Source organism: Cupriavidus sp. GW822-FHT02D05 (assembly GCF_058802485.1).
Genome location: NZ_JBXAOE010000020.1, coordinates 64,358 through 88,940 on the forward strand (window position 1 = coordinate 64,358; position 24,583 = coordinate 88,940).

The following is a 24,583-nucleotide window of genomic DNA, read 5'->3' on the forward strand; positions in this document are numbered from 1 at the left end:
TACAACCGGCATCGGTATTATGATCCGGTGTCGGGACGGTTCGTTAGCAAGGATCCGATTGGGTTGGCTGGTGGGATTAACGTCCACCAATATGCACCCAATCCGACCGAGTGGGTTGATCCATTAGGATTGTGGCCAGGGCAGCCCAGAAGCTCGAATGGCCGGTTTGGCTCGGGCCAGAACCCGAACAAGCCCCCACTACCGCCAAAGGGATGCGACCTTCACGGTAATGATCTGGACAGCAAGGTGCCGGCGATCGGCTACATATTGCGAGACCGGACAACAGGGGAAATCCTCAAGTATGGGGAAACCACTCGCGGCAAAGCAAGATATACGGATCAGTATCTCAATAGTGAGAACGCCCAAATGATCCCTGTGGCAGCAGGTACCAAGCGAGAGATGCACTGTTGGCAGCATAAGAAAATTCTGGAGTACAAGGCCGCGCATGGCGGCGAACGGCCACGTCTGAACAAAAATGACTATTGAGGAGCGGAAATGAAATTGTGGATATCAGGAGAAACGGAGGATGACATTGCGGAGGATTACAGAAAACGGTTTAATATAATTGAGCCGGAAGTTAACCGGATGCTGGGTGATCTGTCGTTTTCCGATGATATGGAAAGGTGGTCGTTTATCGCCATCATTCTTTCTGAAAAATTCTTGGACGCATATCCAGAGATAGTACGAAGGTCGTTGAAGCGACGGACGCTGGAATTTCGCCTGCACATTCTTCACGCTGAGTTCAAGCAGGCTAGCCCTGGAAAGCAGATGACGATGATCTTCGACGCGTTGAACCGGTCTGTTGATTTGATGCCGAAGCTCAAAGTCTCACCAGAAAGTCAGCAGAAGCTCCGGGCAGCGCTGGCGCAAGCTCGTCGTAGTTTGTTGGCAGAATGATGGCCTCCGGGAGTAACGCATGATGGACGGCATTGCTTGCGTCGGCGATATGACCGACCACGGTGGCGTGGTGCTGGAGGGATTTGCTGGCACCAATCTGAACGGCAGGCAGATCGCCGGACGTGGCCACATGGTTTCGTGTCCCAAATGCAAAGGCGTGTTTCCGATCAGTGAAGGCAATCGTGCCTACACCATTGATGGCACGCCGGTCGCGTTACATGGAATGAAAACGGCGTGCGGGGCCACTCTGATCGCCGGCAATCCACTTGCCCAGGTGCAGCGCTAGCGTTGAGGTATGTCAGCGGGGCGTTTCAAGAAATCTGCCGAAACCCACTACCGCTGGGACGAGCGCGGCAACCTTACCCATCGCATGACCAACGGCACGGGCGCGGGCTTTATCTGGGACAGCTTCAACCGACTGGTGGGCTACTACAATCCGGAGCTGCAAGTGCGCTACCGGTACGATGGCTGGGGCGGCGGCTCAGCAAGTCGTCGTCGGCCGTCTACTTCGACAACCCCCATGACGGCAAGGGCTACCGGATCAACGAGCGGGCGCGGCTGAACAAGGCACACGGCTGCGCCTTCACGCTCCATGGGTGGGATGGCGACCAGCTGGCGTGGGACGAGAACATCCGCCTGACCTACATCACCGATGCGCTGGGCAATGAGACCCGGTGCTACAACGACATCCTCGACCACACCTATCGCATCAAGTACGCAAGTAGCCGGGGCGCTTCCAGGCACAGGGAGAGGCCGGCCACTTGAAAGAGGAGGCGCCACCCACGCTATACTAGGCATGTCGCTGCAACCACAGCGACCCGGGGTGAGAGCCGGAGCAAGAGGGCCCGAGACCATCACGCAGAGGAGAACGCCCCGTGGCTAAGCACACCCGCTTCCGTATCACCGCCGAACAAACCGGCTCCGCCCTCTTCCTCACCACGCATTTCCCCTGCCAAAGCCCCTTGAGCGCTGCCGCCGAAAAGGCCGCGCAACTCCACAGCCTGCTGTTCATGCTCAGCGACTATGCCGCTTGCAGCGACACCTTTGGCGCATTGAATCCGGAGTTCCAGAGCGACGTGCTGTCGCTGGCAGCCGGGATCGCACGGGAAGCGCAGGTCATGAGCGAGCTAGCGGCGGGCCATAGGGACGAGGCAGGCTGAAGCAGGGGCCACCGGCAAGAAGACCGCAACCTGCTCCATAACCCGACCACGCGCATCTTCGCCACAGACTTGCTGGCGGCTATCGCCCAGGCGCTGCCTTAACGCGCCCAGGGCGCATCCACCTCCGTCCTCACGCCATAGCGCTCCAGCCCCTTGGCATGCAGCGCCGGAGAAATCGACCGCAGCGCGGCAATCGCCACGTGGTAGCGGTCGATCTCGAAGAAGCGGCGCAGCGCGGCGCGCGTGTCGCTGCGACCGAAGCCGTCTGTGCCAAGCGCGGTGAACGGCGCGCGCAGGTACGAGGCGATGAGCTGCGCATAGGCCCGCACGTAGTCGGTGGCGGCAATGACCGGGGTAGCGCCCGGCAGCGAGCGCTGCAAATGGCTTTGCGTTTCGCCGCCGCTGGCGAACAGGCTGGCGCGCTCGCATTCGCGGGCGTCCCTGGCGAGCTCGGAGAAGCTGGTCACGCTCCAGATCTCTGACTTGATATCCCAGTCGCTTGCCAGCAGGTCCGCGGCGGCGATGACTTCGCGCAGGATGGCGCCCGAGCCGAGCAGCCTCACGCTGGTGGCAGCGCCTTCGGGGCCGCGCGTGCCGAAAAGGTACATGCCCTTGATCACGTCGTCGTGCGCGTCCTCGCGCAGCGGCGCCTGCACGTAGTTCTCGTTGTTGACGGTCAGGTAGTAGAACTCGTCGCGCTGCGCTTCCAGCATGCTGCGCGCGCCGTGGTGGATGATGACCGCGGCTTCGCTGGCGAAGGCCGGATCGTAGGCGCGGCAGTTCGGCACCGTGGCGGCGATCAGCTGGCTGGTGCCATCCTGGTGCTGCAGGCCTTCGCCGGCAAGCGTGGTGCGCCCGGCTGTGGCGCCGATCAGGAAGCCGCGCGCGCGCTGGTCCGCCGCCGCCCAGATCAGGTCGCCGACGCGCTGGAAGCCGAACATCGAGTAATAGATATAGAACGGCAGCATGGCAACGCCGCTCACGCTGTATGACGTTGCCGCGGCCGTCCACGACGCCAGCGCGCCGGCTTCGGTGATGCCTTCTTCCAGCAGTTGCCCTTGCTGGCTTTCCTTGTAGTACAGCATCGAGCCGGCATCTTCCGGCTCGTAGAGCTGGCCTACCGGCGAGTAGATGCCGATCTGCCGGAACAGGTTGGCCATGCCGAAGGTGCGCGCCTCGTCGGCCACGATGGGCACCACGCGCGGGCCGATGTCCTTGTCCTTGATCAGGTTGGTGAACAGGCGCACCACGCCCGTGGTGGTGGAGACGGCGCGCTCGTCCGGCTCCATGGCAAAGCGGCCGTACTGCATCAGGTCGGGCATGCGCAGCGCGGGCGCGGTGCGCGCGCGGGCTGGCAGGTAGCCGCCCAGCGCTTGCCGGCGCGCATGGAGGTAGGTCATCTCCGGGCTGTCGTCGGCCGGCTTGTAGAAGCGCAGTTCCGCCACGGCATCGTCGTCCAGCGGCAGCGCAAAGCGGTCGCGGAAGGCACGCAGCGCGTCGATATCAAGCTTCTTCTGCTGGTGGGCCGTCATGCGGGACTCGCCCGCTTCGCCCATGCCGTAGCCCTTCTTGGTCTTGGCGAGGATCACGGTGGGCTTGCCCTTGTGCGCCTGCGCATCCTGGAACGCGGCGTACAGCTTGCGAAAGTCATGGCCGCCCCGGCGCAGCGCATCGATATCCGCGCTGCTCATGCTGGCGACCAGGGCCTTGAGCTCGGGGTCCGTGTTGAAGAAGTGGGCCAGGTTGTAGTCGCCATCCTTGGCCCCGAGGTTCTGGTACTCGCCGTCCACCATCGCAGCAAAGCGCCGCAGCAGCGCGTGATTGGTGTCGCGCGCAAACAGCGCATCCCACTCGGAACCCCAGACCACCTTGACGACGTGCCAGCCGGCGCCGCCAAACAGCGCCTCCAGCTCGTGGATCACCTGGCCGTTGCCGCGCACCGGGCCATCGAGCCGCTGCAGGTTGCAGTTGATGACGAAGGTGAGGTTGTCGAGCTTCTCGCGCGCCGCCAGCGAGAGCGCGGCAAGCGACTCCGGCTCGTCCATCTCGCCATCCCCGAACACGCCCCACACGCGCCGCGCAGCGGTATCGGCAATGCCGCGATGCCCGAGATACCGCAGGAAGCGGGCCTGGTAGATGGCGCTGATCGGGCCGATGCCCATGGAGCCGGTCGGGAATTGCCAGAAATCCGGCATCAGCCAGGGATGCGGATAGGAGGAGAGGCCACCGCCGCCGGTTTCCTGCCGGTAGCTCGCCAGTTGGGACTCGGACAGCCGTCCCTCCAGGAAGGCGCGTGCATAGACGCCCGGCGCGGAATGCGGCTGGAAGTAGACCAGGTCGCCCTTGTGGTCCCCATCGTCGGCGCGGAAGAAGTGATTGAAACCCACCTCGAAGATCTCGGCGGCGGAGGCATAGCTGGCAAGGTGGCCGCCTAGTTCGCCGTAGGCCTTGTTGGCGCGCACCACCATGGCCAGCGCGTTCCAGCGGATGATCGAGGTCAGCCGCTGCTCCATGGCAAGGTCGCCGGGATAGCGCGGCTGCTCGCCTACGCCGATGCTGTTCTGGTAGGCCGAGTACGGATGCGCCCGTTCGCCAAGGCCGAGATGGCTGGCATGCTCGGCAAGGCGCTCCAGCAGAAAGCGCGCACGCGGCGCGCCGCCGGTGCGAAAGACGCCGGCCAGGGCGTCGAGCCATTCGCCGGTTTCCTCAACGTCGGGGTCGTGCCCTTCGCCAGGGGCAATCTGGATGGCGTCTGTCTTTGGCAGGGCACGCATTGCGGTCTCCGTGGGCTTTGTTCTTCTCTATTGGATTGTAGGGAGGAGACCGCGGCAGAAGCTGCCGAATTGGCAGGCGAAGCCGGCCGCCGGCAGCGTAGCGTGCTGCGGCTGGGCGGCTGGCAGCGCAATGTGCTGTGGGGACGGGCACGCCGGCTGCAAGTGGTGGCAGATGGGCTTGGCGTATCGCCGGCGCGCCTATCGATTGCCCGGACGCGGCAAAAACCGGCGGGGACGATGATCATGCCGGGTGCTTCCAGCGTGGCTCAACGCAAAGCGCGCCTGATGAGGCGGGTACTCAGCACCCTCAAACTGCAATCAGTGGGGCTGACCGGACCTGATGCATCCGGTGTAGTTACCCGAAAATTACTTCGCCGTCGGCATGGCGAACTCGGCGCCCTTGCCGATGCTGTCGGGCCAGCGCTGCATGACCGACTTCTGCTTGGTGTAGAAGCGCACGCCTTCCTCGCCATACGCGTGGGTGTCGCCAAACAGGCTGCGCTTCCATCCGCCAAAGCCGTGCCAGGCCATCGGCACCGGGATAGGCACATTGATGCCGACCATGCCGACCTGGATGCGCCGCGCAAACTCACGCGCCACGCCGCCGTCGCTGGTGTAGCAGGCCACGCCGTTGCCGAACTCATGGTCGTTGACCAGTTGCACGGCCTGGGAAAAATCCTTCACGCGCACGCAGCCCAGCACCGGGCCGAAGATTTCTTCCTTGTAGATGCGCATGGCGGGGGTCACGTTGTCGAACAAGGTGCCGCCCGTGAAGAAGCCCGCTTCATGGCCGGGCACGCGGCAATCGCGTCCGTCCACCACCAGCGTGGCGCCTTCCTCCACGCCGATGCCGACGTAGCCTTCGATCCGCTCCAGGGCCTGGCGCGTGACGATGGGACCCATCTCGGCCTCGGCGTTCATGCCATTGCCGATCACCAGTGCCTTCACGCGCTCGGCCAGTAGCGGGAGGATCTTGTCCGCGACATCGCCCACCAGCACGGCGATCGAGATCGCCATGCAGCGCTCGCCGGCCGAGCCGTAGCCGGCGCCGATCAAGGCGTCCACGGCTTGTTCGATGTCCGCGTCGGGCATGACCACCAGGTGGTTCTTGGCGCCGCCGAGCGCCTGCACGCGCTTGCCGAAATGCGCCGAGCGCTCACTGATGTACTGGGCGATCGGGGTAGAGCCGACAAAGCTCACTGCCTTGACGTCAGGATGTTCGATCAGTGCGTCGACCACGACCTTGTCGCCCTGCACCACGTTGAACACGCCGGCCGGCAAGCCGGCTTCGGTCAGCAGATCCGCCATGAAAAGGCTGGCGCTGGGATCGCGCTCGCTGGGCTTGAGCACGAAGGTGTTGCCGGCCGCCAGCGCGATCGGGAACATCCAGCACGGGACCATGCAGGGGAAGTTGAACGGCGTGATGCCAACCACCACGCCCAGCGGCTGGCGCAGCGTCCAGTTGTCCATGCCGGTGCTGACCTGGTCCGTGTAGTCGCCCTTGAGCAGTTGGGGGATGCCGCAGGCAAACTCGATGATGTCGATGCCCCGGGAGACTTCGCCCTGCGCGTCGGAAAAGACCTTGCCGTGTTCCGCCGTGATCATCGCCGCGAGCGTGTCGCGATTCTGGTTCATCAGTTGCAAGAAGCGTTGCATGACCCGCGCGCGGCGGATCGGGGGCGTGTCCGCCCAGGCCGGAAAGGCCGCGGCCGCAGCGGCAATCGCGGTGCCGGCTTCGTCGACCGAGCCCAGCGCCACGGTGCGCGCGGCGGCGCCGGTGGCGGGATTGAAGACATCCTGCGCGCGTCCGCTGGCGCTGGCAACCCGGCTGCCGTTGATGTAGTGGCCGAGCTGGCCGCCTTCGGTGTATGCGATGGGAGTCTTCACGTTGCTGCCTTCAAGGAAAGAGAGGGATTAGCCAATGCGACGAGTGTAGTCACGGTCCCTTCCCCCATCAATGCCGCGCGGCTTGACTCATTGTTTAGCAAAGTAAACAATGCCGCGATGGAAGACGAAAATAAAGAACCCAACTGGGCGCACCTTTACTCGCTGGTCGTGCTGGGTGAGCTTGGCAGCTACACGGCCGCGGCCGTGCGCCTGGGCCTGAGCAAGGGGGCCATGAGCCAGCGCATCGCGGAGCTGGAGCGCAGCGCCGGGGTGCCGCTGGTGCAGCGGACTACCCGCAGCGTCCGGCTCACCGAAGCGGGCCAGCAACTCGCGGACACCACGCGCAACGCCTTCGCGGACATCGAGCGCAGCTTTGCAGGCGTGCGCGATCTTGCCGGCGAGCCGCGCGGCTTGCTGCGGGTCACGGCGCCAGTGGCGCTGGGCCGGCAGCAGATCGTCCCGCGCATCCCAGCCTTTCTGAAGGCCTATCCGGAGGTGCGGATCGAGATGGAGTTTTCCGACAAGTTCACCGCGCTGGCGCAGGAAGGCTTCGACCTGGCAATCCGGCATGCCTCGGTAGCGCCGGATACGCATATCGCCTGGACGCTATGCCGCACGAACACGGTGCTGGTGGCAACGCGCAGCTACCTGAAGCGCCATGGCTCGCCCGAATCCCCGGAGGAACTGGCCGCGCACGCCTGTCTGCATTACTTCCGGCGGGGCGAATCGCCCACCTGGAGCTTCGAGCCGCTGCGCGGAGCCGCCCCCCGGCGCAGCGTGGCCATCCACGGCAGCTTTGCCGCCAACAACAGCGAGGCCCTGCGCGAGGCGGCGCTGGGCGGTCTGGGCATCGCCCTGCTGCCGGACTTCACCGCCCAGGCGGACGTGGCCGCCGGCAGGCTGGTCAAGGTCCTGCCCAACTGGCGCCCGGCGGGGGCCTTTGGCGACCACCTGTTCGCCATCCGCCCTTACAGCCCCTACCTGCCGCGCGCCGTGCGCGTGTTTGTGGACTACCTGCGCGAGACGCTGAAGGATGGCTTCACGATGGGCTGAAGCCCTGCCTTACTGCAGGTTGCCCCAGCGCGGCACCGCCGGCTCCGCCGCCGCCCATTTCCAGCCGGTGGGCTGCCGGCAGGCGGTGGTCAGGAACCAGGCGCGCTGTTGCCTGGCGTCGTCGTCCACCGAGAACAGCGCCTCCCGGCATTCCGCCAGCGGCGTGCGGATGACGCGCACCACCCGCACCCAGCCATGCTCGTTGGCATAGGGCAAGGGGTGGCGGATTTCCCAGCGCTGCTGCGCATCGACCGGCATGGCGCCGATGGTGGCGGCGATGCTGTCCTGCTCCGCCTGCTGCCAGTTGCGCAAGACGTATTTGGCGCCGGCATCCGTGGCGGCGCTGACGCCGATGGCCACGCCGGCGGCCAGGGCCGGGTTGCCGGTGACCGCGCCGGTCGCCACGCCGGCCACCGCGCCGGTCAGGTCGCCGACCGACGAGCAGCCGGTGGCCAGGGCGGCCGCAAGCACGGGCACGATGACCCGCAACCGGTGCGGGCCGCTCATTGCAGCGCCCCCCACCGCTCGGTGGCCGGCTCCGCCGACGCCCACTTCCACGTCTGGCCGTCCCGGCAGATCGCCGCGATATAGAACGCGCTGGATTTCGCTTCGTCGTCCACCGAGAACACGATCTCCTTGCACTGCAGGGACTTGCCGCCGATCTCCCGGCTGACCGTGACCCGGCCATGCTCCGCAGGCTCGAGCGGCACGGCGTGATCGGTCCTCCAGTCCGCCACCGCATCCACCGCCAGCGGGCCGGCGGCCATGGCGATGCGGTCTTGCGCCGCCGCGTGGATTTTGCGTTGGCTGTACTGCAAGGCGGCCCTGGCGCCCGCTTGCACACCTAGGCCAATGCCGGTCGCCACCGCCGCGTTGTCGGTCAGCGCACCGGCAATGCTGGCGCTGGCAATGCCCGCACCGGCCGCCGTGCCCTCGCTCAGCAAGGAACTGCAGCCCGTGGCGGATAAGCAAAGGGCAATCGCGGCGGCAAGCGCGGCCGGGCCGCGCAGGCCGGTCCCGGGCCGCGCGCGGAGGGAATCAGGAGTCATCGTTGGGGGATGGAAAATCGGGGAAGGCTATGCCCGGCATGCCCGGCGCATTCGCAAATGCGGGCCAGCATACGCGCGCGCACTTGCGTCGCAAAGCGCAGAAATGTCAAAGATTGTAAGAACGACAGCGTGCGCTGGATGCATCCGGTGAGCGGCGCATCCACCCGGCGCGTCGCCAGCACCGAATCGTCTGCCTTTATACTGCGGCATGGCCTACGATCTCACAGACAAACTCGTCATCGGCATCTCGTCCCGGGCGTTGTTCGACCTCGAGCACGAGAACGGCATCTATCAATCCGAGGGGGTGGCGTCCTACTCCGCCTACCAGCGTCAGCATGAGGACGAACCCCTGCTGCCGGGCACGGCCTTTCCGCTGGTGCAGGCGCTGCTCGGACTCAATCACCTGATCCCGGACCGAAGGCTGGTCGAGGTCGTGGTGATCTCGCGCAATTCGCCGGACACCGGGCTGCGCGCGTTCAATGCCATCGAGACCCACCGGCTCGACATCACCCGCGCGGCATTCACCGGCGGCGAATCGATCTCGCGCTACCTGCAAGCCTTCAAGGTGGACCTGTTCCTCTCACGCGAGGCCACCGACGTGCAGGCCGCCATCGACGGCGGCGTGGCCGCGGCCCAGCTGTACGCCGCGCCCGCCGACTATCACGCCCCCGCCGGCCAGATCCGCATTGCCTTCGACGGCGATGCCGTGCTGTTCTCGCCGGAGTCCGAGCAGATCTTCAAGCAAAAAGGGCTGGAAGCCTTCGTCCGGCATGAGCAAAAACACCGCCACAAGGCCATGGCCGAAGGGCCGTTTGCCAAGCTGCTGCTCCGGCTGGCGGAGATCCAGTCGCACTTCCCGCCCGGGAAATGCCCGGTGCGCATCGCCATCGTGACGGCGCGCAACAGCCCGGCGCACACACGGGTGGTGCATACCCTGCGCGCGTGGAACGTCAGCATCGATGAAGCCTTTTTCCTCGGCGGCTTGCCTAAGGATCAAGTGCTGCAGGCGTTCGGCGCGCATATGTTCTTCGACGACCAGGAAGGGCATGTGGAACTGGCGTCGGCGGTGGTGCCGTCGGGGCGGGTGCCATACAAAGGTGGTGAGCTGGGCGGCGGCAAACGCAGGCCCGCGCGCAAGCGCGCCAGGAACGACGACACCGATGCCGCCGGCCAGGCCGGCAACGCACCCATCTGCGCCGCATGAAGACCTTCGCCCTTTACCTCATCACGGCCTGCGCGGAAATCCTGGGCTGCTATTTCCCCTACCTGTGGCTGCGCCAGGGGGCCAGCGTGTGGCTGCTGGTGCCAGGCGCGCTGTCGCTGGCGCTGTTCGCCTGGCTGCTGTCGCTGCACCCGGATGCTTCCGGGCGGGTTTATGCGGCCTATGGCGGCATTTATATTGCGGTGGCTATTCTGTGGCTCTGGCTGGTGGATGGGGTGAAGCCTAGCCACTGGGATCTGGCGGGGGTGGCGGTGGCGATTGCCGGGATGGCGATGATTGTTTTTCAGCCGCGTTGAAGCGGCGCGGAGCGTGATGGAGCGCTTGCGCTACGGCTAGCGCCCGCCCTCCCGATCCGCGCCCAGCCAGCCATTGCGCCCGCGCCGCTCAGGCCGCGACCCGCGCCGCCGCCCCGCGATACTGCGCCAGCAGCGCCACCCGCCGCGCCGCCGCCTTCTCCATATTGGCTTGCTTGACATGCCCGAAGCCGCGGATGTCGTCGGGCAAGCTCGCCAGCGCCACCGCCGTATCCAGCCGGTCCGCATTCAGCGTCGCGCCGAACTCCGCCGCCATCGCGATGTAGTCCTCGATCAGCTTGCGTTCCGCGCGTCGCTCGGCGGTCTTGCCGAACACGTCGAAGGCGGTGCCGCGCAAGCCCTTGGCGCGTGCCAGCAGACGGAAGGCGGTCAGCATGGCCGGGCCGAAGCGGCGCTTGACCAGGTGGCCATGCGAGTCCCGCTTTGCCAGCAGCGGGGGAGCCAGGTGGAAACTGAGCTGGTAGTCGCGGCCAGGTTCGCCTTCGAACTGCGCGCGCAGCTTGTCCAGGAAGGCGGGGTCGGCGTACAGGCGGGCGACTTCGTACTCGTCCTTGTAGGCCATCAGCTTGGCGAGGTTGCGCGCCACGGCTTCGGCGAGCGGCAAGCGCGGGTTGGCGCCCACGCGCTTCTCCGCAGCGCGCACGCTTTCGACTGCGGCGCGGTACCGGGCCGCGTACGCCGGGTTCTGGTAGGCCGTGAGCAGGGCTTCGCGCTGGCGGATGACGCTGTCGAGCGTCTCCGGCATGGCCACTACCTGGGCACGCGGCGTGGTCTGCAATTGCGCTGCGAGCGCAGCCTCGCCGTGATGCGCCAGATAGCGGCCCCAGTCGAAGGCCAGCAGGTTCTTCTCCACCGATACGCCGTTCAGCTCGATGGCGCGCACGAGGCTATCGCGCCGCAACGGGACCCAGCCCTTTTGCCAGGCAAAGCCCAGCAGCAGCGGGTTGGAGTAGATCGAATCGGCCAGCAGCTTCACGGCCCACGCATTGGCATCGATAAAGGCGCAGGCGTCGCCGACGCTGGCGCGCAGGTCCTGCTCGGCCGAGGCGCCCGGGAATTTCCAGTTCGGGTTCTTGATGAAGTCTGCGGTAGGCGTATTGGCACTGTTGATGGCGGCTGCCGTCACGTCGACCCGGGTCTTGGACAAGACCTCGGGCGAGGCGGAGACGATCGCGTCGCAGCCGATCACCAGCCGTGCCTCGCCGGTGGCGATGCGGGTGGCGTGCAGCGCGGCCGGGGTCGGGGCGATCTGCACATGGCTGATCACCGCGCCGCCCTTCTGCGCCAGGCCGGCCATGTCGAGCACGGTCACGCCCTTTTGCTCCAGGTGGGCAGCCATGCCAAGCAGGCCGCCGATGGTGACCACGCCGGTGCCGCCGACGCCCGTTACCAGCACGCCGTAGGGCCGCTCCAGCGTGGGGAGCGCCGGCTGCGGCAGCGCGCTGAAATCGGCGAGCGCGCCCTTGCCGCCCGCCGCGGCCGGCTTGCGCACTTGTGCGCCCTCAGCCGTGACAAAGCTCGGGCAGAAGCCGTTGACGCAGGAAAAGTCCTTGTTGCAGGAGGACTGGTTGATCTTGCGCTTGGTGCCCAGCGGCGTCTCCAGCGGCTCCACGGACAGGCAATTGGACTTGACCGAGCAATCGCCACAACCTTCGCAGACCGCGTCGTTGATGAACGCGCGCTTGGCAGGGTCGGCCATGGTGCCGCGCTTGCGGCGGCGGCGCTTTTCGGTGGCGCAGGTCTGGTCGTAGATCAGGATGGTGACGCCGGCGGTATCGCGCAGCTGGACCTGGATCTCATCGAGCTTGTCGCGGTGGTGCACGGTCACGCTGGCGGGCAGCATGCCGCCGTCGCCGTATTTCTCGGGCTCGTCGGTGACCACCACGATCTTGCTGGCGCCTTCGGCCAGCACCTGGTGAGCGATCTGCGGCACCGTCAGCACGCCGTCCACCGGCTGGCCGCCGGTCATCGCCACGGCGTCGTTGAACAGGATCTTGTAGGTGATATTGGCCTTGGCCGCGATGGACGCGCGGACCGCCAGCAGGCCCGAGTGGAAATAGGTGCCGTCGCCCAGGTTGACGAATACATGCTTCTCGCCAGTGAAATGCATCTGCCCGGTCCATGCCACGCCTTCGCCGCCCATCTGGCTGAAGGTGTCGGTATTGCGGTCCATCCACATCGCCATATAGTGGCAGCCGATGCCGGCCAGCGCGCGCGAGCCTTCGGGCACGCGGGTGGAGGTGTTATGCGGGCAGCCCGAGCAGAACCAGGGCTTGCGTTCCACCGAGATGCGCGGGCGCGCGGCTTCGCGCTCCTTGGCCTCGATCAGCGCCACGCGCGCGGCGATGCGCTCGCGCACGTCGGTGGGCAGGTCGCTCTTTTCCAGCCGGGTGGCGATGGCCTTGGCGATCAGCGCGGGCGATAGCTCGTAGTGCGCGGGCAGCAGCCAGTTGCCGCGCGGCAGCGACCATTCGCCGCCGTGGTTGCCACGCTCGTCGAACTTGCCGTAGACCTTGGGGCGCACGTCGTCGCGCCAGTTGTAGAGTTCTTCCTTGAGCGCGTATTCGAGGATCTGGCGCTTTTCTTCCACCACCAGGATCTCTTCCAGGCCGGTGGCGAACTCGCGCGCGTCGTGTGCGTCCAGGGGCCACACGCAGCCCACCTTGAACACGCGGATGCCGATACGGCGGCAGGTATCGTCGTCAAGGCCCAGGTCAGACAGCGCCTGGCGCACGTCGAGGTAGGCCTTGCCGGCGGTCATGATGCCAAAGCGCGCGTTGGGCGAATCCAGCACCACGCGGTTGAGCTTGTTGGCGCGGATATAGGCCAGCGCCGCATACCATTTATGGTCGAGCAGGCGGGCTTCCTGCGCCAGCGGCGGATCTGGCCAGCGGATATTGAGACCGCCCTCGGGCATGGCGAAGTCCTCCGGCAGCACGATCTGCACGCGATCCGGATCGACCTCCACCGAGGCGGTGGATTCCACCACGTCGGTCACGCATTTCATCGACACCCACAGGCCGGAGTAACGGCTCATGGCCCAGCCATGCAGGCCGTAGTCGAGGTATTCCTGCACATTGGACGGGTACAGCACCGGAATCCCGGAGGCCAGCAGCACGTGCTCGGACTGGTGCGCCACCGAGGACGACTTGGCGGCGTGGTCGTCGCCCGCCAGCAGCAGCACGCCGCCGTGCTTGGCGGAGCCGGCCGAGTTGGCGTGCTTGAGCACGTCGATGGAGCGGTCCACCCCCGGGCCCTTGCCGTACCACATCGAGAACACACCGTCGCGGGTCGCGTCCGGGAACAGGTTGACCTGCTGGGTGCCCCACACGGCGGTGGCGGCCAGGTCTTCGTTCACGCCGGGCTGGAACACCACGTCGCTGGCGGCCAGGTGTTTCTTGGCCTTCCACAGCGCCTGGTCCACGCCGCCCAGCGGGGAGCCGCGGTAGCCGGAGATAAAGCCCGCCGTATTCAGTCCGGCGGCAAGGTCGCGCGCCTTTTGCAGCATGGGCAGGCGCACCAGCGCCTGGGTGCCGCTAAGATACACGCGGCCTTTTTCCAGGGTGTATTTATCGTCAAGGGAAACCGACGCTAGCGCATCTTGCTGGGCTGAGGATAGGGGGGCATTCATCGATGCTGTCTCCGTGTGCTCTTGTGGGCTGTCACTGAGTGTAGGAAGGCTGGCCGATATCGTAAAATCATGAATTCAGAGAGCTGGTATCCGAAAATCGCATAGCGGAGTGGCATATGGCGAAAGAGCGGCATGGGAAGGAAGACGGCGGGCAGCGTATCGCCAAGGAAATCACCCTGCGGCAGTTCCGTTATTTCGCCGCGGCGGCGGAGACCGGCCAGTTCTCCATGGCCGCCACCGCCGAGCATGTGTCGCAATCGGCCATTACCAATGCCGTGCTGATGCTGGAGCAGCAGCTTGGCGTGCGCCTCTTTGACCGCCTGCCGCACGGCGTGGCCCTGACGGCGGAGGGCCACCGGCTGCATCAGCGCGCCCGGCAAATCCTGGACGCCGTGCAGGACACCCTGCGCGAGCCGCGCTTCCAGGCGCACAACCTGAGCGGCACGGTGCGCCTGGCGGCGTCCTACACGGTATTGGGCTACCTGCTGCCGGGCCTGCTGGCGCGGTTTCGCACCAACTACCCGGATATCGATTTCGACCTGCACGACATGGACCGTCCCGGCATCGAGCGCGCGGTGCTGGCCGGGGAGATCGAGCTTGGCATCGGGCTGCTGTCCAATATCGAGAGGCTGCAACGCTTTGCCCATCACACGCTGATCCGCTCGCGGCGCCAGCTATGGGCGTCGCCGTCGCATCCCCTGCTGGCGCTGCCCAGGCTGACGCTGAAGGACATCGCGGCGCATCCCTACATCCTGCTGACGGTGGATGAAGGCGAGCGCTCCACGCTGCGCTACTGGCGCAGCAAGCGGCTGGCGCCATCGATCGCGTTTCGCACCAGTTCGATGGAGGGGCTGCGCGGGCTGGTGGCGCACAGCTTTGGCGTGACCGTGCTGTCCGACATGGTGTACCGCCCGTGGTCGCTGGAAGGCAAGCAGATCGAGGCGCGGCCGATCGCCGAAGGCGTGCCGGACATGGAACTGGGGCTGCTGTGGCAACCGGGGCGCAAGCTGGACAAGCCAGCCGATGCGCTGCGGGAGTTCCTGATCCATGCCAGCGGCAGCTAGGCGGCAATCCCCTGTGCCAAGGCGCCACACGCTGCTCCAGATTGGTACACCTTGGCGCACCGCGGCACACTGGCGGCCGCCTGCATAGCCCCCTGCTTGCCAGGTTTTACGTGGTTTCGCCGTTCTCGCTGCGCCGTGTCCGCCAGGCACAGCTTTTGCGGATGGATGCTTGTGCGCGAACAACGCGGCACGACAGACATCACGAGACGGAGACAGACATGAACATGGCGGAAATCGCCCAGCTGGGCGTTGCGTATCCCTACAAGGAACAGTACGAAAACTATATCGGCGGCGCCTGGGTGGCCCCGGCCGATGGCCAGTACTTTGAAGCGATCTCGCCGGTCACCGGCAAGCCCTTCACGCGCGTGCCGCGCTCCAACCAGAAGGACGTGGACGCCGCGCTGGACGCCGCGCACCGCGCCAAGGGCGCCTGGGGCCGTACCTCCACCACCGAGCGCGCCAACATCCTGAACCGCATCGCCGATCGCATCGAGGCCAACCTGGTCACGCTGGCGGTGGCCGAGACCATCGACAACGGCAAGCCCATCCGCGAAACCACGGCGGCCGACCTGCCGCTGGCAGTGGACCATTTCCGCTACTTCGCCGGCTGCATCCGCGCGCAGGAAGGCGGCATTTCCGAAATCGACCACGACACCGTGGCCTATCACTTCCATGAGCCGCTGGGCGTGGTCGGCCAGATCATCCCGTGGAATTTCCCGCTCCTGATGGCCACGTGGAAGCTCGCGCCCGCGCTGGCCGCCGGCAACTGCGTGGTGCTCAAGCCCGCGGAGCAGACTCCGGCCTCGATCCTGGTGCTGATGGAAATCATCGGCGACCTGCTGCCGCCGGGTGTGCTCAATGTGATCAACGGCTTCGGGCTCGAGGCAGGCAAGCCGCTCGCCTCCAGCTCGCGCATCAGCAAGATCGCCTTTACCGGCGAGACCACCACCGGCCGGCTGATCATGCAGTACGCCTCGCAGAACCTGATCCCGGTCACGCTGGAACTAGGTGGCAAGTCGCCCAACATCTTCTTCGAGGACGTGCTGTCCGCCGACGACGCCTACTTCGACAAGGCGCTGGAAGGCTTCGCCATGTTCGCGCTGAACCAGGGCGAGGTCTGCACCTGCCCGTCGCGCGCGCTGATCCAGGAGTCGATCTACGAGCGCTTCATGGAGCGCGCGCTCAAGCGCGTGGCAGCGATCAAGCAAGGCCACCCGCTCGACAAGGCCACCATGATCGGCGCGCAGGCTTCGCAGGAGCAGCTTGAGAAGATCCTGTCGTATATCGACCTGGGCAAGCAGGAAGGCGCGCAATGCCTGATCGGCGGCGAGCGCAACGCGCTGGGTGGCGACCTTGCGAGCGGCTACTACGTCAAGCCCACGGTGTTCTCCGGCCATAACAAGATGCGCATCTTCCAGGAAGAGATCTTTGGCCCGGTGGTGTCGGTGACCACGTTCAAGGACGAGGAGGAAGCGCTGGAAATCGCCAATGACACGCTGTACGGACTAGGCGCCGGCGTATGGACGCGAGACGGCGCGCGCGCGCACCGCATGGGCCGCGGCATCCAGGCCGGCCGCGTGTGGACCAACTGCTATCACGCCTACCCGGCGCATGCGGCATTTGGCGGCTACAAGCAATCCGGCATCGGGCGCGAGAACCATCGCATGATGCTGGACCACTACCAGCAGACCAAGAACCTGCTGGTGAGCTACAGCCCGAACGCGCTCGGCTTCTTTTGATACAGCGCAAGAATGGGCGCTCGCGCCCATGACATGATCGGCATGGCGCCCGCCCCCCCGCCGGCTTACCGCCGCGCGGCGCGGGCGTCCTTGCCAACAGAATCAGGAGTCGAGATGACAGCGATGATGAAAGCCGCCGTGGTGCGCGAGTTCGGCGCCCCGCTCACGATCGATGAAGTGCCCGTGCCGCAGCCCGGGCGCGGCCAGATCCAGGTCAAGATTGAAGCTTCCGGCGTATGCCACACCGACCTGCATGCCGCCGAAGGCGACTGGCCCGTCAAGCCGACCCTGCCCTTTATTCCCGGCCACGAAGGCGTGGGCTATGTCTCGGCGGTAGGCGCGGGCGTGAGCCGCGTGAAGGAAGGCGATCGCGTCGGCGTGCCCTGGCTGTATAGCGCCTGCGGCTACTGCGAGCACTGCCTGCAAGGCTGGGAAACCCTGTGCGAGAAGCAGCAAAACACCGGTTACTCGGTCAACGGCGGCTATGGCGAATACGTGGTAGCCGATCCTAACTACGTGGGCCTGCTGCCGGACAGCGTGGGCTTTGTGGAGATCGCGCCGATCCTTTGCGCCGGCGTGACCGTCTACAAGGGCTTGAAAGTGACCGACACGCGGCCCGGCCAATGGGTCGTGATCTCCGGCATCGGCGGGCTTGGCCATGTGGCGGTGCAATATGCACGCGCCATGGGGCTGCGCGTCGCGGCGGTGGATATCGACGACAAGAAGCTCGAACTCGCCCGCAAGCTCGGCGCCGAGGTCACGGTCAATGCGCGCACCACCGATCCCGTGGCGTTCCTGCAGAAGGAAATCGGCGGCGCGCACGGCGCGCTGGTGACGGCGGTATCGCCCAAGGCATTCGGCCAGGCGATCGGCATGGTCCGGCGGGGCGGCACAGTGGCGCTCAACGGCTTGCCGCCGGGAGACTTCCCCACCCCGATCTTCGACGTGGTGCTCAAGGGCATTACCATCCGCGGCTCCATCGTCGGCACCCGCAGCGACCTGCAGGAGTCGCTCGACTTCGCCGCGCATGGGGCTGTCAAGGCGACCGTGTCCACCGCGCCGCTGGAGAAGATCAACGAGATCTTCACGCGCATGCGCGCCGGCGATATCGAAGGCCGGGTCGTGATGGACTTTGCTGCTTGACGTTTGCTATCTGAAGTTGCCATCTGAAGGCAAGGAGCCGCCCGATGCCCGCCCCCCAGTCACCTGACGCCGTGCAGCGCGTCGTCGCCACGCCTGCCGCGCTGGCACTGATCGAGCGCCTGCGCGCGCGGCACGGTGCGTTGATGTTCCACCAGTCGGGCGGCTGCTGCGACGGCAGCGCGCCGATGTGCTACCCGGACGGCGACCTGATCATTGGCGAGGCCGATGTCTGCCTCGGCGAGATCGGTGGCGCGAAGTTCTACATGACGCGTGCGCAGTTCGAGTACTGGCAGCACACGCGGCTGGTGATCGACGTGGTGCCCGGATCGGGCGGGATGTTTTCGCTGGAAGGGCCGACCGGGTTGCGGTTCCTGACGCGCTCCGAATTGTTCAGCGACGAAGAGGCGGCGCGGCTGGAGCGGGAGCCGGCGCCGTGAAGCGCCGGCATGACGTGAAACCTGCGCATTAGCCGCGCATTGGCCACGCTTTAGCCACGCTTTAATCGCCGGTAAATCGTATTGCGCGACAGGCCAAGCTCGCGCGCGGCCAGGCTGACATTGCCGCCGTGGCGCGCCAGGGCCTGGTGGATCATGGCGGCTTCCCGATCGCGCAAGCGCTCGGGGGTACCGGCGGACGTCACGGGCATCACCGGCGTTGGGGGCATGAAGGCTGGCGCGGCGCCGCTATCCTCAGCGAACACCGGCTCGCGCTCAAAATCCTCCGGCAAATGCTCCAAGCGAATCTCTTCTTCGCCTTCGGCCATGATGGCCGCCGTGCGCAGCACGTTGACCATCTGGCGCAGGTTGCCCGGCCAGGGATGGCGCTGAAAATGCGCCAGCACGTCCGCGGCAACGCGGGTTGGATGCGCGTCACCGTGCTCGCCATGCTCCGCCTGCGCGAGTTGCTGCGTCAGGATGCGCTCCACCAGCACCGGCAAGTCCGTGCGCTCGCGCAGCGCCGGCAGCGTCACCGATAGCGCATTGATGCGGTAGTACAGATCCTCGCGGAAGGTGCCTGCCGCGATCATGGCGCGCAGGTCGCGGTGGGTGGCGCAGATGATGCGCAAATCCACGGGAATCGCGTGGGCGCCGCCCAGCGGGGTCACCGCGCGCTCCTGCAGCACCCGCATCAGCCGCACCTGCTGCGCCAGCGGCATGTCGCCAATCTCGTCAAGGAACAAGGTGCCGCCGTGCGCCTGCACCAGCTTGCCCGGGCTGCCGCGCCGCCGCGCGCCGGTGAAGGCCCCATCCTCGTAACCGAACAGCTCCGCCTCGATCAGGGACTCCGGGATCGACGCGCAATTCACGGCCACGAATGGCGCGGCGCCGCGTGGCGAATCGCGATGGATGGCGCGCGCCAGCCACTCCTTGCCGGTACCGGTGCGGCCCAGCACCAGGATGGGAATATCGCGTCCGCGCACCTTGTCGACCCGCTGCAGCACGGCGGCCATGCGGGCGTCCCCGGTATCGAGAGCGGCCAGCGCCGAGGTGGTTGCCGATTTGGGTGCACGCGCGGCCTGCGCGCGGCGCGGCGGCGCGAGCAGCGACATCCGCGCGAACACCAGCACACGGCTTGGCAGGGTCAGCGTCAGCAACTGGCCCGACGCATCGACGCCCTGCTTGAGCGCGGTGCCCAGCGGCATGCCGAACAAGGCGGCAAAACTCTGGTGGTTCAGCGTATCGGGCGACATGCCGAGCTGGAATAGCCCGCTGCGATTGGCCGCCAGGAAGGTCCCATCGGCCGAGAACGCCGCCATGCCTTCGAACAGCGTGCCGACGAACTCCGGCCGCGCGTGAAAGCGCACCAGCGCGGCATCGGTGAAATGCGTGGCGAACAGATGGTTCTCGATCATCTGCGCCGACATGCGCACCAGCGCCATGGTGTGCTTGTGGAAGCCGCGATGATCGCCGCTGACGTCGAGCGCCCCCAGCACCTGGCCAAACGGCCCGGAGATCGGCACGCAAGAACAAGTCAGCGTGCGGTTGGCACGCAGGAAATGCTCGTCGGCGTGGACCACCGCGGGCTGGGCCTCGGCCAGCGCCGTGCCGATGGCGTTGGTGCCCTTGCTCGACTCCGCCCACGAGACACCCGGCGCCAAGGCCACGCGCCTGGCCCGGTCGGCAAAATCGCCGTCGCCCAGGCTGTGCAGGATCACGCCGCCGCTGTCGGTCAGCAGCACCATGCTCTCGGTATTGGCGATCTGCGCGTGCAGGGTTTCCATGACCGGCAGCGCGTGCTTGTACAGCATCTGGTTGGTGTCGACCAGTTCGTGCAGCGCGCGCGTGCCCAGCGTTTGATAGTCCGCCGCATGGGTGGCTTCGAGGCCGAAACTGGTGGAGCGCGCGTGCGCGCGGGCAATCAGGATGCGGCGCTCCGGATCGGCGTCCGGCGTTGCGGCGCGGCTGGCAAGCGTGCTGCTCATGGCGGCAGGTCTCCTGTTCTGGATCCCGGCGTGGCCGGGTCAGGCCGTCTTTCGTGCCGGCCCGTCTGGCGGCATGGCGACCTTGCCGCCAAACCTTATCACATGCCGGCCGCGCAACGCGCACGCCCCACCCGGAAGTCGGGTGTAAAGTACATGTTTGCCGCACGCGCGCTGCGCGCCCGGCCTCTGCCGTTTCACTCCCTCGGAAGGCGCACGATGAGCATTGTGATAGATCGCTTCGATCATATCGTCCTGAATGTGAAGGACGTGGAGACCAGCGCGGCGTGGTACGAGAGCGTGCTGGGCATGCAGCGCGAGGACTTCGAATCGCGCACCGGCAAGCGGGTCTCGGTGCGCTTTGGCCAGCAGAAGATCAACCTGCGCCCGATCGATACGGACACCGTGGCGTGGTTCACCGGCGTTCACCCGACCACCGGCAGCGACGATCTCTGCTTTATCACCCACAACACGCTGGAGAGCGTGATCGCGCACTGGATTGCGCACCATGTGCCGATCGAGGCAGGACCGGCGGCGCGCACCGGCGCGCTCGGCCCGATGACCTCGGTCTATTGCCGGGACCCGGACGGGAACCTGATCGAAGTGGCGGCCTATCCAGCACACTGAGTGAGCGCCGCAAGCGGCGCCCACCGGAATCAACGCTTGCCGTCGAGCAGGTCGTTCAGCACGTCGTCAAATGCTGCTTGCGCATCTTCCAGCGCCTGCAGCGACGCATCGAAGGTCTGCAGCGCCATCTTTGACGGCTTGCCGCTGCCCTGCGGCGCAAACTGCCCCTGCAGCGCGGTAAAGGCCACCTGCACCTGGCGGGTGGCGTTGACGACACGCTCCATCGCCTGGGCTTCTTCCGCGCGGTTATCTAGGTCGTTTTGCTGGTCTTTCTGGTCGTTTTGTTCGGTCATGCCCTTGGCTCCGTGCGCGGCCGCACCGGCCGCCATTGATGTGAGGCGTATCGTACAAGAATCGGACAAGAACTTGCGCACGGGTTGCCCGGTCGAATGCCGTGCCCCCCCGTAAAATGATCCGGGGGACGCCGGGAAACACCGGGAAACGCCAGGAAACGCCCCCACGCATTGCGCTGTAAAGCCAGGCAGAACAAACCCTCCGAACCCATGCCACCCCATTCACGCAAGGCCCTCGCCGCCGTCCTGCTGACCGCAGGCGGCTTCACCTGCTACTGGACCTACCTCACGCTGAACCAGGACAGGCTGCTGTTCGACGCTCGCCGCCGCCCGCCGCGGGACCTGCCCGAGGGCATTTCCGCTTACTCGCACGAAGTGCCGGGCGGTTTCCTGCGCGGCTATGTCTACGGCGCCCAAGGCGTCCAGGACGCGGAAACCGGGGAAACCGTGCGGAACGCACAAACCGCGCGCGACCTGCTGTTCTACCTGCCAGGGCGCGGCGAGGATGTATTGGACACCATGCAATACCTGGCCTGGCTGCCGCCGGGCGTGGGCTTTGCCACCATGGACTACCGGGGTCTGGGCCACTCGGACGGCCACCCCTCCGAGGCAGCCGCCGTGGCGGACGCCAGCCAGTTCCTGCTGCACCTGCGCCGCAGGTTCCCCGGCACGCGCGTGCATGTGGTCGGCCGCAGCCTTGGCACCGGCGTAGCCATCCAGCTGGCGGACCTGCAGGATTTCGAGAGCCTGCAGCTGATCACGCCTTACGACTCCTTGCTGGAGATCGTGCGCAAGCGCTTCCCGCTGGTGCCGCTGCGGCAACTGATGCGCCATCACTTCGACTCGATCTCCCACTGCAAGAAGGTGGTGCAGAGCACCAAGGTGCTGCTGGCCGAGGTCGACGAGGTAGTGCCCCACGAATGCTCGGAGCGCCTGATCGCGGCCTGGCCCGGCCAGGTAGCGCGGCAGATGATGCCGGGCACCAACCATTTCACCATCATCGAGCAGCCCGAGACCTGGCACACGCTGGCGGAGTTCGCACAGCAGGTGGGCCGGCCCGGCGCCCGGCCGGTTACGCCGGAAGTGCCCCGGGCCGATGGCGTGGAGCCGGCAGCGGCGCAAGGCCCGGATGGCATGCCCGGTTTCCCCATCTTCGCCCCAAGGTAGAATGCGCGCATGAAAAGAGTCGTTGTAAAGGCAGCAAGCGTCACTCTGGCGCTGGCTGCAGCCTCCACCCTGTTAGTTGGGTTCGCCGCCGTGGTGAGCCTTCGTCAACTCCCCGCCGTCGATGCGCTGCGGGACTACCGCCCCGACCTGCCGCTGCGGATCTTTACCAGCGACAACGTGCTGATTGGCGAGTTCGGCAACGAGCACCGCGAATTCGTCCCGCTGGAGCGCATGCCCAAGCAGATGTCCAACGCGCTGCTGGCGGCGGAAGACGATCAGTTCTACCAGCACGCCGGCGTGGATGTCCCCGGGATCTTCCGCGCCGCGCTCGCCAATATCGGCGAGGGCTACGCCCAGGGCGCCTCCACCATCACCATGCAGGTGGCGCGCAACTTCTACCTGTCGCGCGAGAAAACGCTCTCGCGCAAATGGTATGAAATCCTGCTGGCCTGGAAGATCGATCGCTCCCTGCCGAAAGACCGCATCCTCGAGCTGTACATGAACCAGGTCTACCTGGGCGAGCATGCCTATGGCTTTGGCAGCGCGGCGCAGGCGTACTTCGGCAAGCCGCTGGATGCGCTGTCGCTGGCGGAAACCGCGATGCTGGCCGGCCTGCCCAAGGCGCCGTCGACCATGAATCCCGTGGTCAATTTCCCGCGCGCCAAGCTGCGCCAGCAATATGTGCTGGGGCGCATGCAAGCGCTCGGCATGATCTCGCACCAGCAGTACCAGGCGGCCCGCGCGGAAACGCTGAAGGTGGCCGGCTCGCATAACGGCCGCTTTGACGGGCACGCCGAGTACGTGGCGGAGCTGGCCCGCCAGCTCGCCTACGACCGCTTTGGCGAGGCCGCCTATACCCGCGGCCTCAATGTCTACACCACGGTATCGTCGGTGCGGCAAAGCCTGGCCTATGAGGCCGTGCACGCGGGCCTGGACCAGTATGGCAAGCGCCATGGCCAGCAAGCAGCGCCGCAGGCCGCGCTGGTTTCGCTGGACAGCAAATCGGGCGCCATCGAAGCCATGATCGGTGGCGCGGACTTTGCCACCAGCCGCTTCAACCATGCCACGCAGGCGCTGCGCCAGCCGGGCTCAACGTTCAAGCCGTTCATCTATTCCGCCGCGCTCGAGCGCGGCGTGTCGGCCACCACGCTGATCAACGATGCGCCGCTGGATGCCTCGTCGCGCTGGCAGCCGGGCAACGACGATGGCCGCTTCCTTGGCGCCGTGAGCGTGCGCCAGGCGCTGGCGCAGTCACGCAACCTGCCTGCCATCCGGACCTTGCAGGCTATCGGCATTCCCTATGCGGTTGACTATGCGGGCAAGTTCGGCTTCTCCGAGCAGCGCCTGCCGCGCTACCTGCCGATGGCCCTGGGCACCGGCACCACCACGCCGCTGCGGCTGGCCGCCGCCTATGGCGTCTTCGCCAGCGAAGGCTATCGCACCGAGCCCTACCTGATCGAGCGCATCAGCGACGGCGCGGGCAACGTGCTGTTTACCGCCGACAGCGAACCCCAGCCACACCGCGTGATTCCCGAGCGCAATGCCTATGTGATGAACAGCCTGCTGCGCAGCGTGGTGACCAGCGGCACCGGCGCAGGCCTGCAACGCTACCTGCGGCGCGCGGACGTGGCAGGCAAGACCGGCACCACCAACGATTCGGTCGATGGCTGGTTTGCCGGCTACGCGTCTGGCATCGTCACGGTGGCGTGGATGGGGTTCGACGACAACCGCAGCCTGGGCCGGCACGAGTTCGGCGCCACCACGGCCCTGCCGATCTGGGCCAGCTATATGGAAGGCCGCCTGGCGGGCCAGCCCGAGGCGGAATTCGTTGCGCCCAAGAACCTCGTGCGCAACGGCGACGACTGGGTCTACCCGGAATACGCCGACGGCAGCCACGGCATTGCCGCGCTTGGCTTCCCGTCCGCGCCGGCGGACGCCGATCCGGGGGCGGCGACGGCACTGACCGACACTAGCGGCGGTGGTGGCACTAGCAGCACTAGCGGCACTACCGCCGCGACCAGTGCAACCAGTGCGACCGGCGTGACAAGCACCGCGGGCACCACCGGCGGCACCGAGTCCGTCAGAGCGCTGAGCCCTGCCCCGGCCGGGGTGCCGCCCCGCGCGTCGCAGCCCACAACCTGAAC

At 66.3% G+C, this 24,583-nt stretch carries 21 protein-coding genes; 14 read left to right on the plus strand and 7 right to left on the minus strand.

Annotated elements, in window-relative coordinates:
• The 4 genes from AC1RQK_RS25360 to AC1RQK_RS25375 form a co-directional block, all read left to right on the plus strand.
• On the plus strand, positions 1-486 hold a 486-nt coding region (locus tag AC1RQK_RS25360; protein ID WP_492811756.1), incomplete at its 5' end, for an RHS repeat-associated core domain-containing protein.
• Positions 487-495: 9 nt separating this feature from the next.
• Positions 496-897, plus strand: coding sequence for an Imm44 family immunity protein (locus AC1RQK_RS25365; protein WP_492811758.1), 402 nt, complete (start codon positions 496-498; stop codon positions 895-897).
• Positions 898-916: 19 nt separating this feature from the next.
• Positions 917-1,183 carry a PAAR domain-containing protein gene (locus AC1RQK_RS25370; RefSeq protein WP_492811760.1) on the plus strand — a complete coding sequence of 89 codons (267 nt, stop codon included), beginning with the start codon at positions 917-919 and terminating at the stop codon, positions 1,181-1,183.
• A gap of 589 nt (positions 1,184-1,772) precedes the next feature.
• Positions 1,773-2,057 (plus strand): hypothetical protein, encoded by a 285-nt coding sequence (locus AC1RQK_RS25375; RefSeq protein ID WP_309404538.1) that lies wholly within the window; start codon positions 1,773-1,775, stop codon positions 2,055-2,057.
• Between the two features lie 98 nt (positions 2,058-2,155).
• Here the strand turns inward: AC1RQK_RS25375 and mdeB are convergent, their stop codons facing one another.
• The gene (gene mdeB, locus AC1RQK_RS25380; RefSeq protein ID WP_492811762.1) at positions 2,156-4,831 is read right to left on the minus strand and encodes an alpha-ketoglutarate dehydrogenase; all 2,676 of its coding nucleotides are present in this window, start codon (positions 4,829-4,831) and stop codon (positions 2,156-2,158) included.
• Between the two features lie 366 nt (positions 4,832-5,197).
• A complete protein-coding gene (locus tag AC1RQK_RS25385; RefSeq protein WP_492811764.1) occupies positions 5,198-6,718 on the minus strand; it encodes a CoA-acylating methylmalonate-semialdehyde dehydrogenase in 1,521 nt (506 codons plus the stop codon).
• Between the two features lie 117 nt (positions 6,719-6,835).
• Here AC1RQK_RS25385 and AC1RQK_RS25390 point away from each other — a divergent pair, with 117 nt between their 5' ends.
• The gene (locus AC1RQK_RS25390) at positions 6,836-7,771 is read left to right on the plus strand and encodes a LysR family transcriptional regulator (RefSeq protein WP_492371777.1); all 936 of its coding nucleotides are present in this window, start codon (positions 6,836-6,838) and stop codon (positions 7,769-7,771) included.
• A 9-nt stretch (positions 7,772-7,780) separates the two neighbouring features.
• Here the strand turns inward: AC1RQK_RS25390 and AC1RQK_RS25395 are convergent, their stop codons facing one another.
• A complete protein-coding gene (locus AC1RQK_RS25395; RefSeq protein WP_183036963.1) occupies positions 7,781-8,278 on the minus strand; it encodes a flagellin family protein in 498 nt (165 codons plus the stop codon).
• The gene (locus AC1RQK_RS25400; protein WP_492811766.1) at positions 8,275-8,820 is read right to left on the minus strand and encodes a hypothetical protein; all 546 of its coding nucleotides are present in this window, start codon (positions 8,818-8,820) and stop codon (positions 8,275-8,277) included. The genes AC1RQK_RS25395 and AC1RQK_RS25400 overlap by 4 nt, the downstream gene beginning before the upstream one ends.
• Positions 8,821-9,028: 208 nt before the next feature.
• Here AC1RQK_RS25400 and AC1RQK_RS25405 point away from each other — a divergent pair, with 208 nt between their 5' ends.
• Positions 9,029-10,024, plus strand: a complete 996-nt coding sequence (locus AC1RQK_RS25405) for a 5'-nucleotidase (RefSeq protein ID WP_492811768.1) — start codon at positions 9,029-9,031, stop codon at positions 10,022-10,024.
• Entirely contained in the window at positions 10,021-10,338 is a 318-nt protein-coding gene (locus tag AC1RQK_RS25410; RefSeq protein ID WP_492811770.1) for a YnfA family protein, read from the plus strand. Before AC1RQK_RS25405 ends, AC1RQK_RS25410 begins: the two co-directional genes overlap by 4 nt.
• An 88-nt stretch (positions 10,339-10,426) precedes the next feature.
• Here AC1RQK_RS25410 and AC1RQK_RS25415 read toward each other — a convergent pair whose 3' ends face one another.
• Positions 10,427-13,987, minus strand: a complete 3,561-nt coding sequence (locus AC1RQK_RS25415; protein ID WP_492811772.1) for an indolepyruvate ferredoxin oxidoreductase family protein — start codon at positions 13,985-13,987, stop codon at positions 10,427-10,429.
• A 116-nt stretch (positions 13,988-14,103) separates the two neighbouring features.
• Between AC1RQK_RS25415 and AC1RQK_RS25420 the strand changes: the two genes are divergently transcribed.
• The 4 genes from AC1RQK_RS25420 to AC1RQK_RS25435 all read left to right on the plus strand — a co-directional run bounded on the left by AC1RQK_RS25420 (position 14,104) and on the right by AC1RQK_RS25435 (position 18,370).
• The gene (locus AC1RQK_RS25420) at positions 14,104-15,051 is read left to right on the plus strand and encodes a LysR family transcriptional regulator (protein ID WP_416050785.1); all 948 of its coding nucleotides are present in this window, start codon (positions 14,104-14,106) and stop codon (positions 15,049-15,051) included.
• A gap of 218 nt (positions 15,052-15,269) precedes the next feature.
• Positions 15,270-16,790, plus strand: coding sequence for an aldehyde dehydrogenase (gene adh / locus AC1RQK_RS25425; protein WP_416050786.1), 1,521 nt, complete (start codon positions 15,270-15,272; stop codon positions 16,788-16,790).
• A 114-nt stretch (positions 16,791-16,904) separates the two neighbouring features.
• Positions 16,905-17,933 carry an alcohol dehydrogenase AdhP gene (gene adhP, locus AC1RQK_RS25430; RefSeq protein ID WP_174424598.1) on the plus strand — a complete coding sequence of 343 codons (1,029 nt, stop codon included), beginning with the start codon at positions 16,905-16,907 and terminating at the stop codon, positions 17,931-17,933.
• A 44-nt stretch (positions 17,934-17,977) separates the two neighbouring features.
• Positions 17,978-18,370, plus strand: coding sequence for a DUF779 domain-containing protein (locus tag AC1RQK_RS25435; protein WP_492811775.1), 393 nt, complete (start codon positions 17,978-17,980; stop codon positions 18,368-18,370).
• Positions 18,371-18,420: 50 nt separating this feature from the next.
• Here AC1RQK_RS25435 and AC1RQK_RS25440 read toward each other — a convergent pair whose 3' ends face one another.
• A complete protein-coding gene (locus AC1RQK_RS25440; RefSeq protein ID WP_492811777.1) occupies positions 18,421-20,355 on the minus strand; it encodes a sigma-54-dependent Fis family transcriptional regulator in 1,935 nt (644 codons plus the stop codon).
• Between the two features lie 216 nt (positions 20,356-20,571).
• Here AC1RQK_RS25440 and AC1RQK_RS25445 point away from each other — a divergent pair, with 216 nt between their 5' ends.
• Positions 20,572-20,979: a VOC family protein gene (locus AC1RQK_RS25445; protein WP_150985022.1), complete on the plus strand. Its 408-nt coding sequence runs from the start codon at positions 20,572-20,574 to the stop codon at positions 20,977-20,979.
• Between the two features lie 29 nt (positions 20,980-21,008).
• Here AC1RQK_RS25445 and AC1RQK_RS25450 read toward each other — a convergent pair whose 3' ends face one another.
• Positions 21,009-21,272 carry a hypothetical protein gene (locus tag AC1RQK_RS25450; protein WP_492371785.1) on the minus strand — a complete coding sequence of 88 codons (264 nt, stop codon included), beginning with the start codon at positions 21,270-21,272 and terminating at the stop codon, positions 21,009-21,011.
• Between the two features lie 210 nt (positions 21,273-21,482).
• On the opposite strand from AC1RQK_RS25450, the gene AC1RQK_RS25455 reads away from it, so the two are divergent.
• Together AC1RQK_RS25455 and AC1RQK_RS25460 are read left to right on the plus strand one after the other, a co-directional pair.
• Positions 21,483-22,439 carry an alpha/beta hydrolase gene (locus tag AC1RQK_RS25455; RefSeq protein WP_492811779.1) on the plus strand — a complete coding sequence of 319 codons (957 nt, stop codon included), beginning with the start codon at positions 21,483-21,485 and terminating at the stop codon, positions 22,437-22,439.
• A 9-nt stretch (positions 22,440-22,448) separates the two neighbouring features.
• Complete coding sequence (locus tag AC1RQK_RS25460) at positions 22,449-24,581, plus strand: penicillin-binding protein 1A (RefSeq protein WP_492811781.1); 2,133 nt, start codon at positions 22,449-22,451, stop codon at positions 24,579-24,581.
• Positions 24,582-24,583 lie beyond the last annotated feature (2 nt).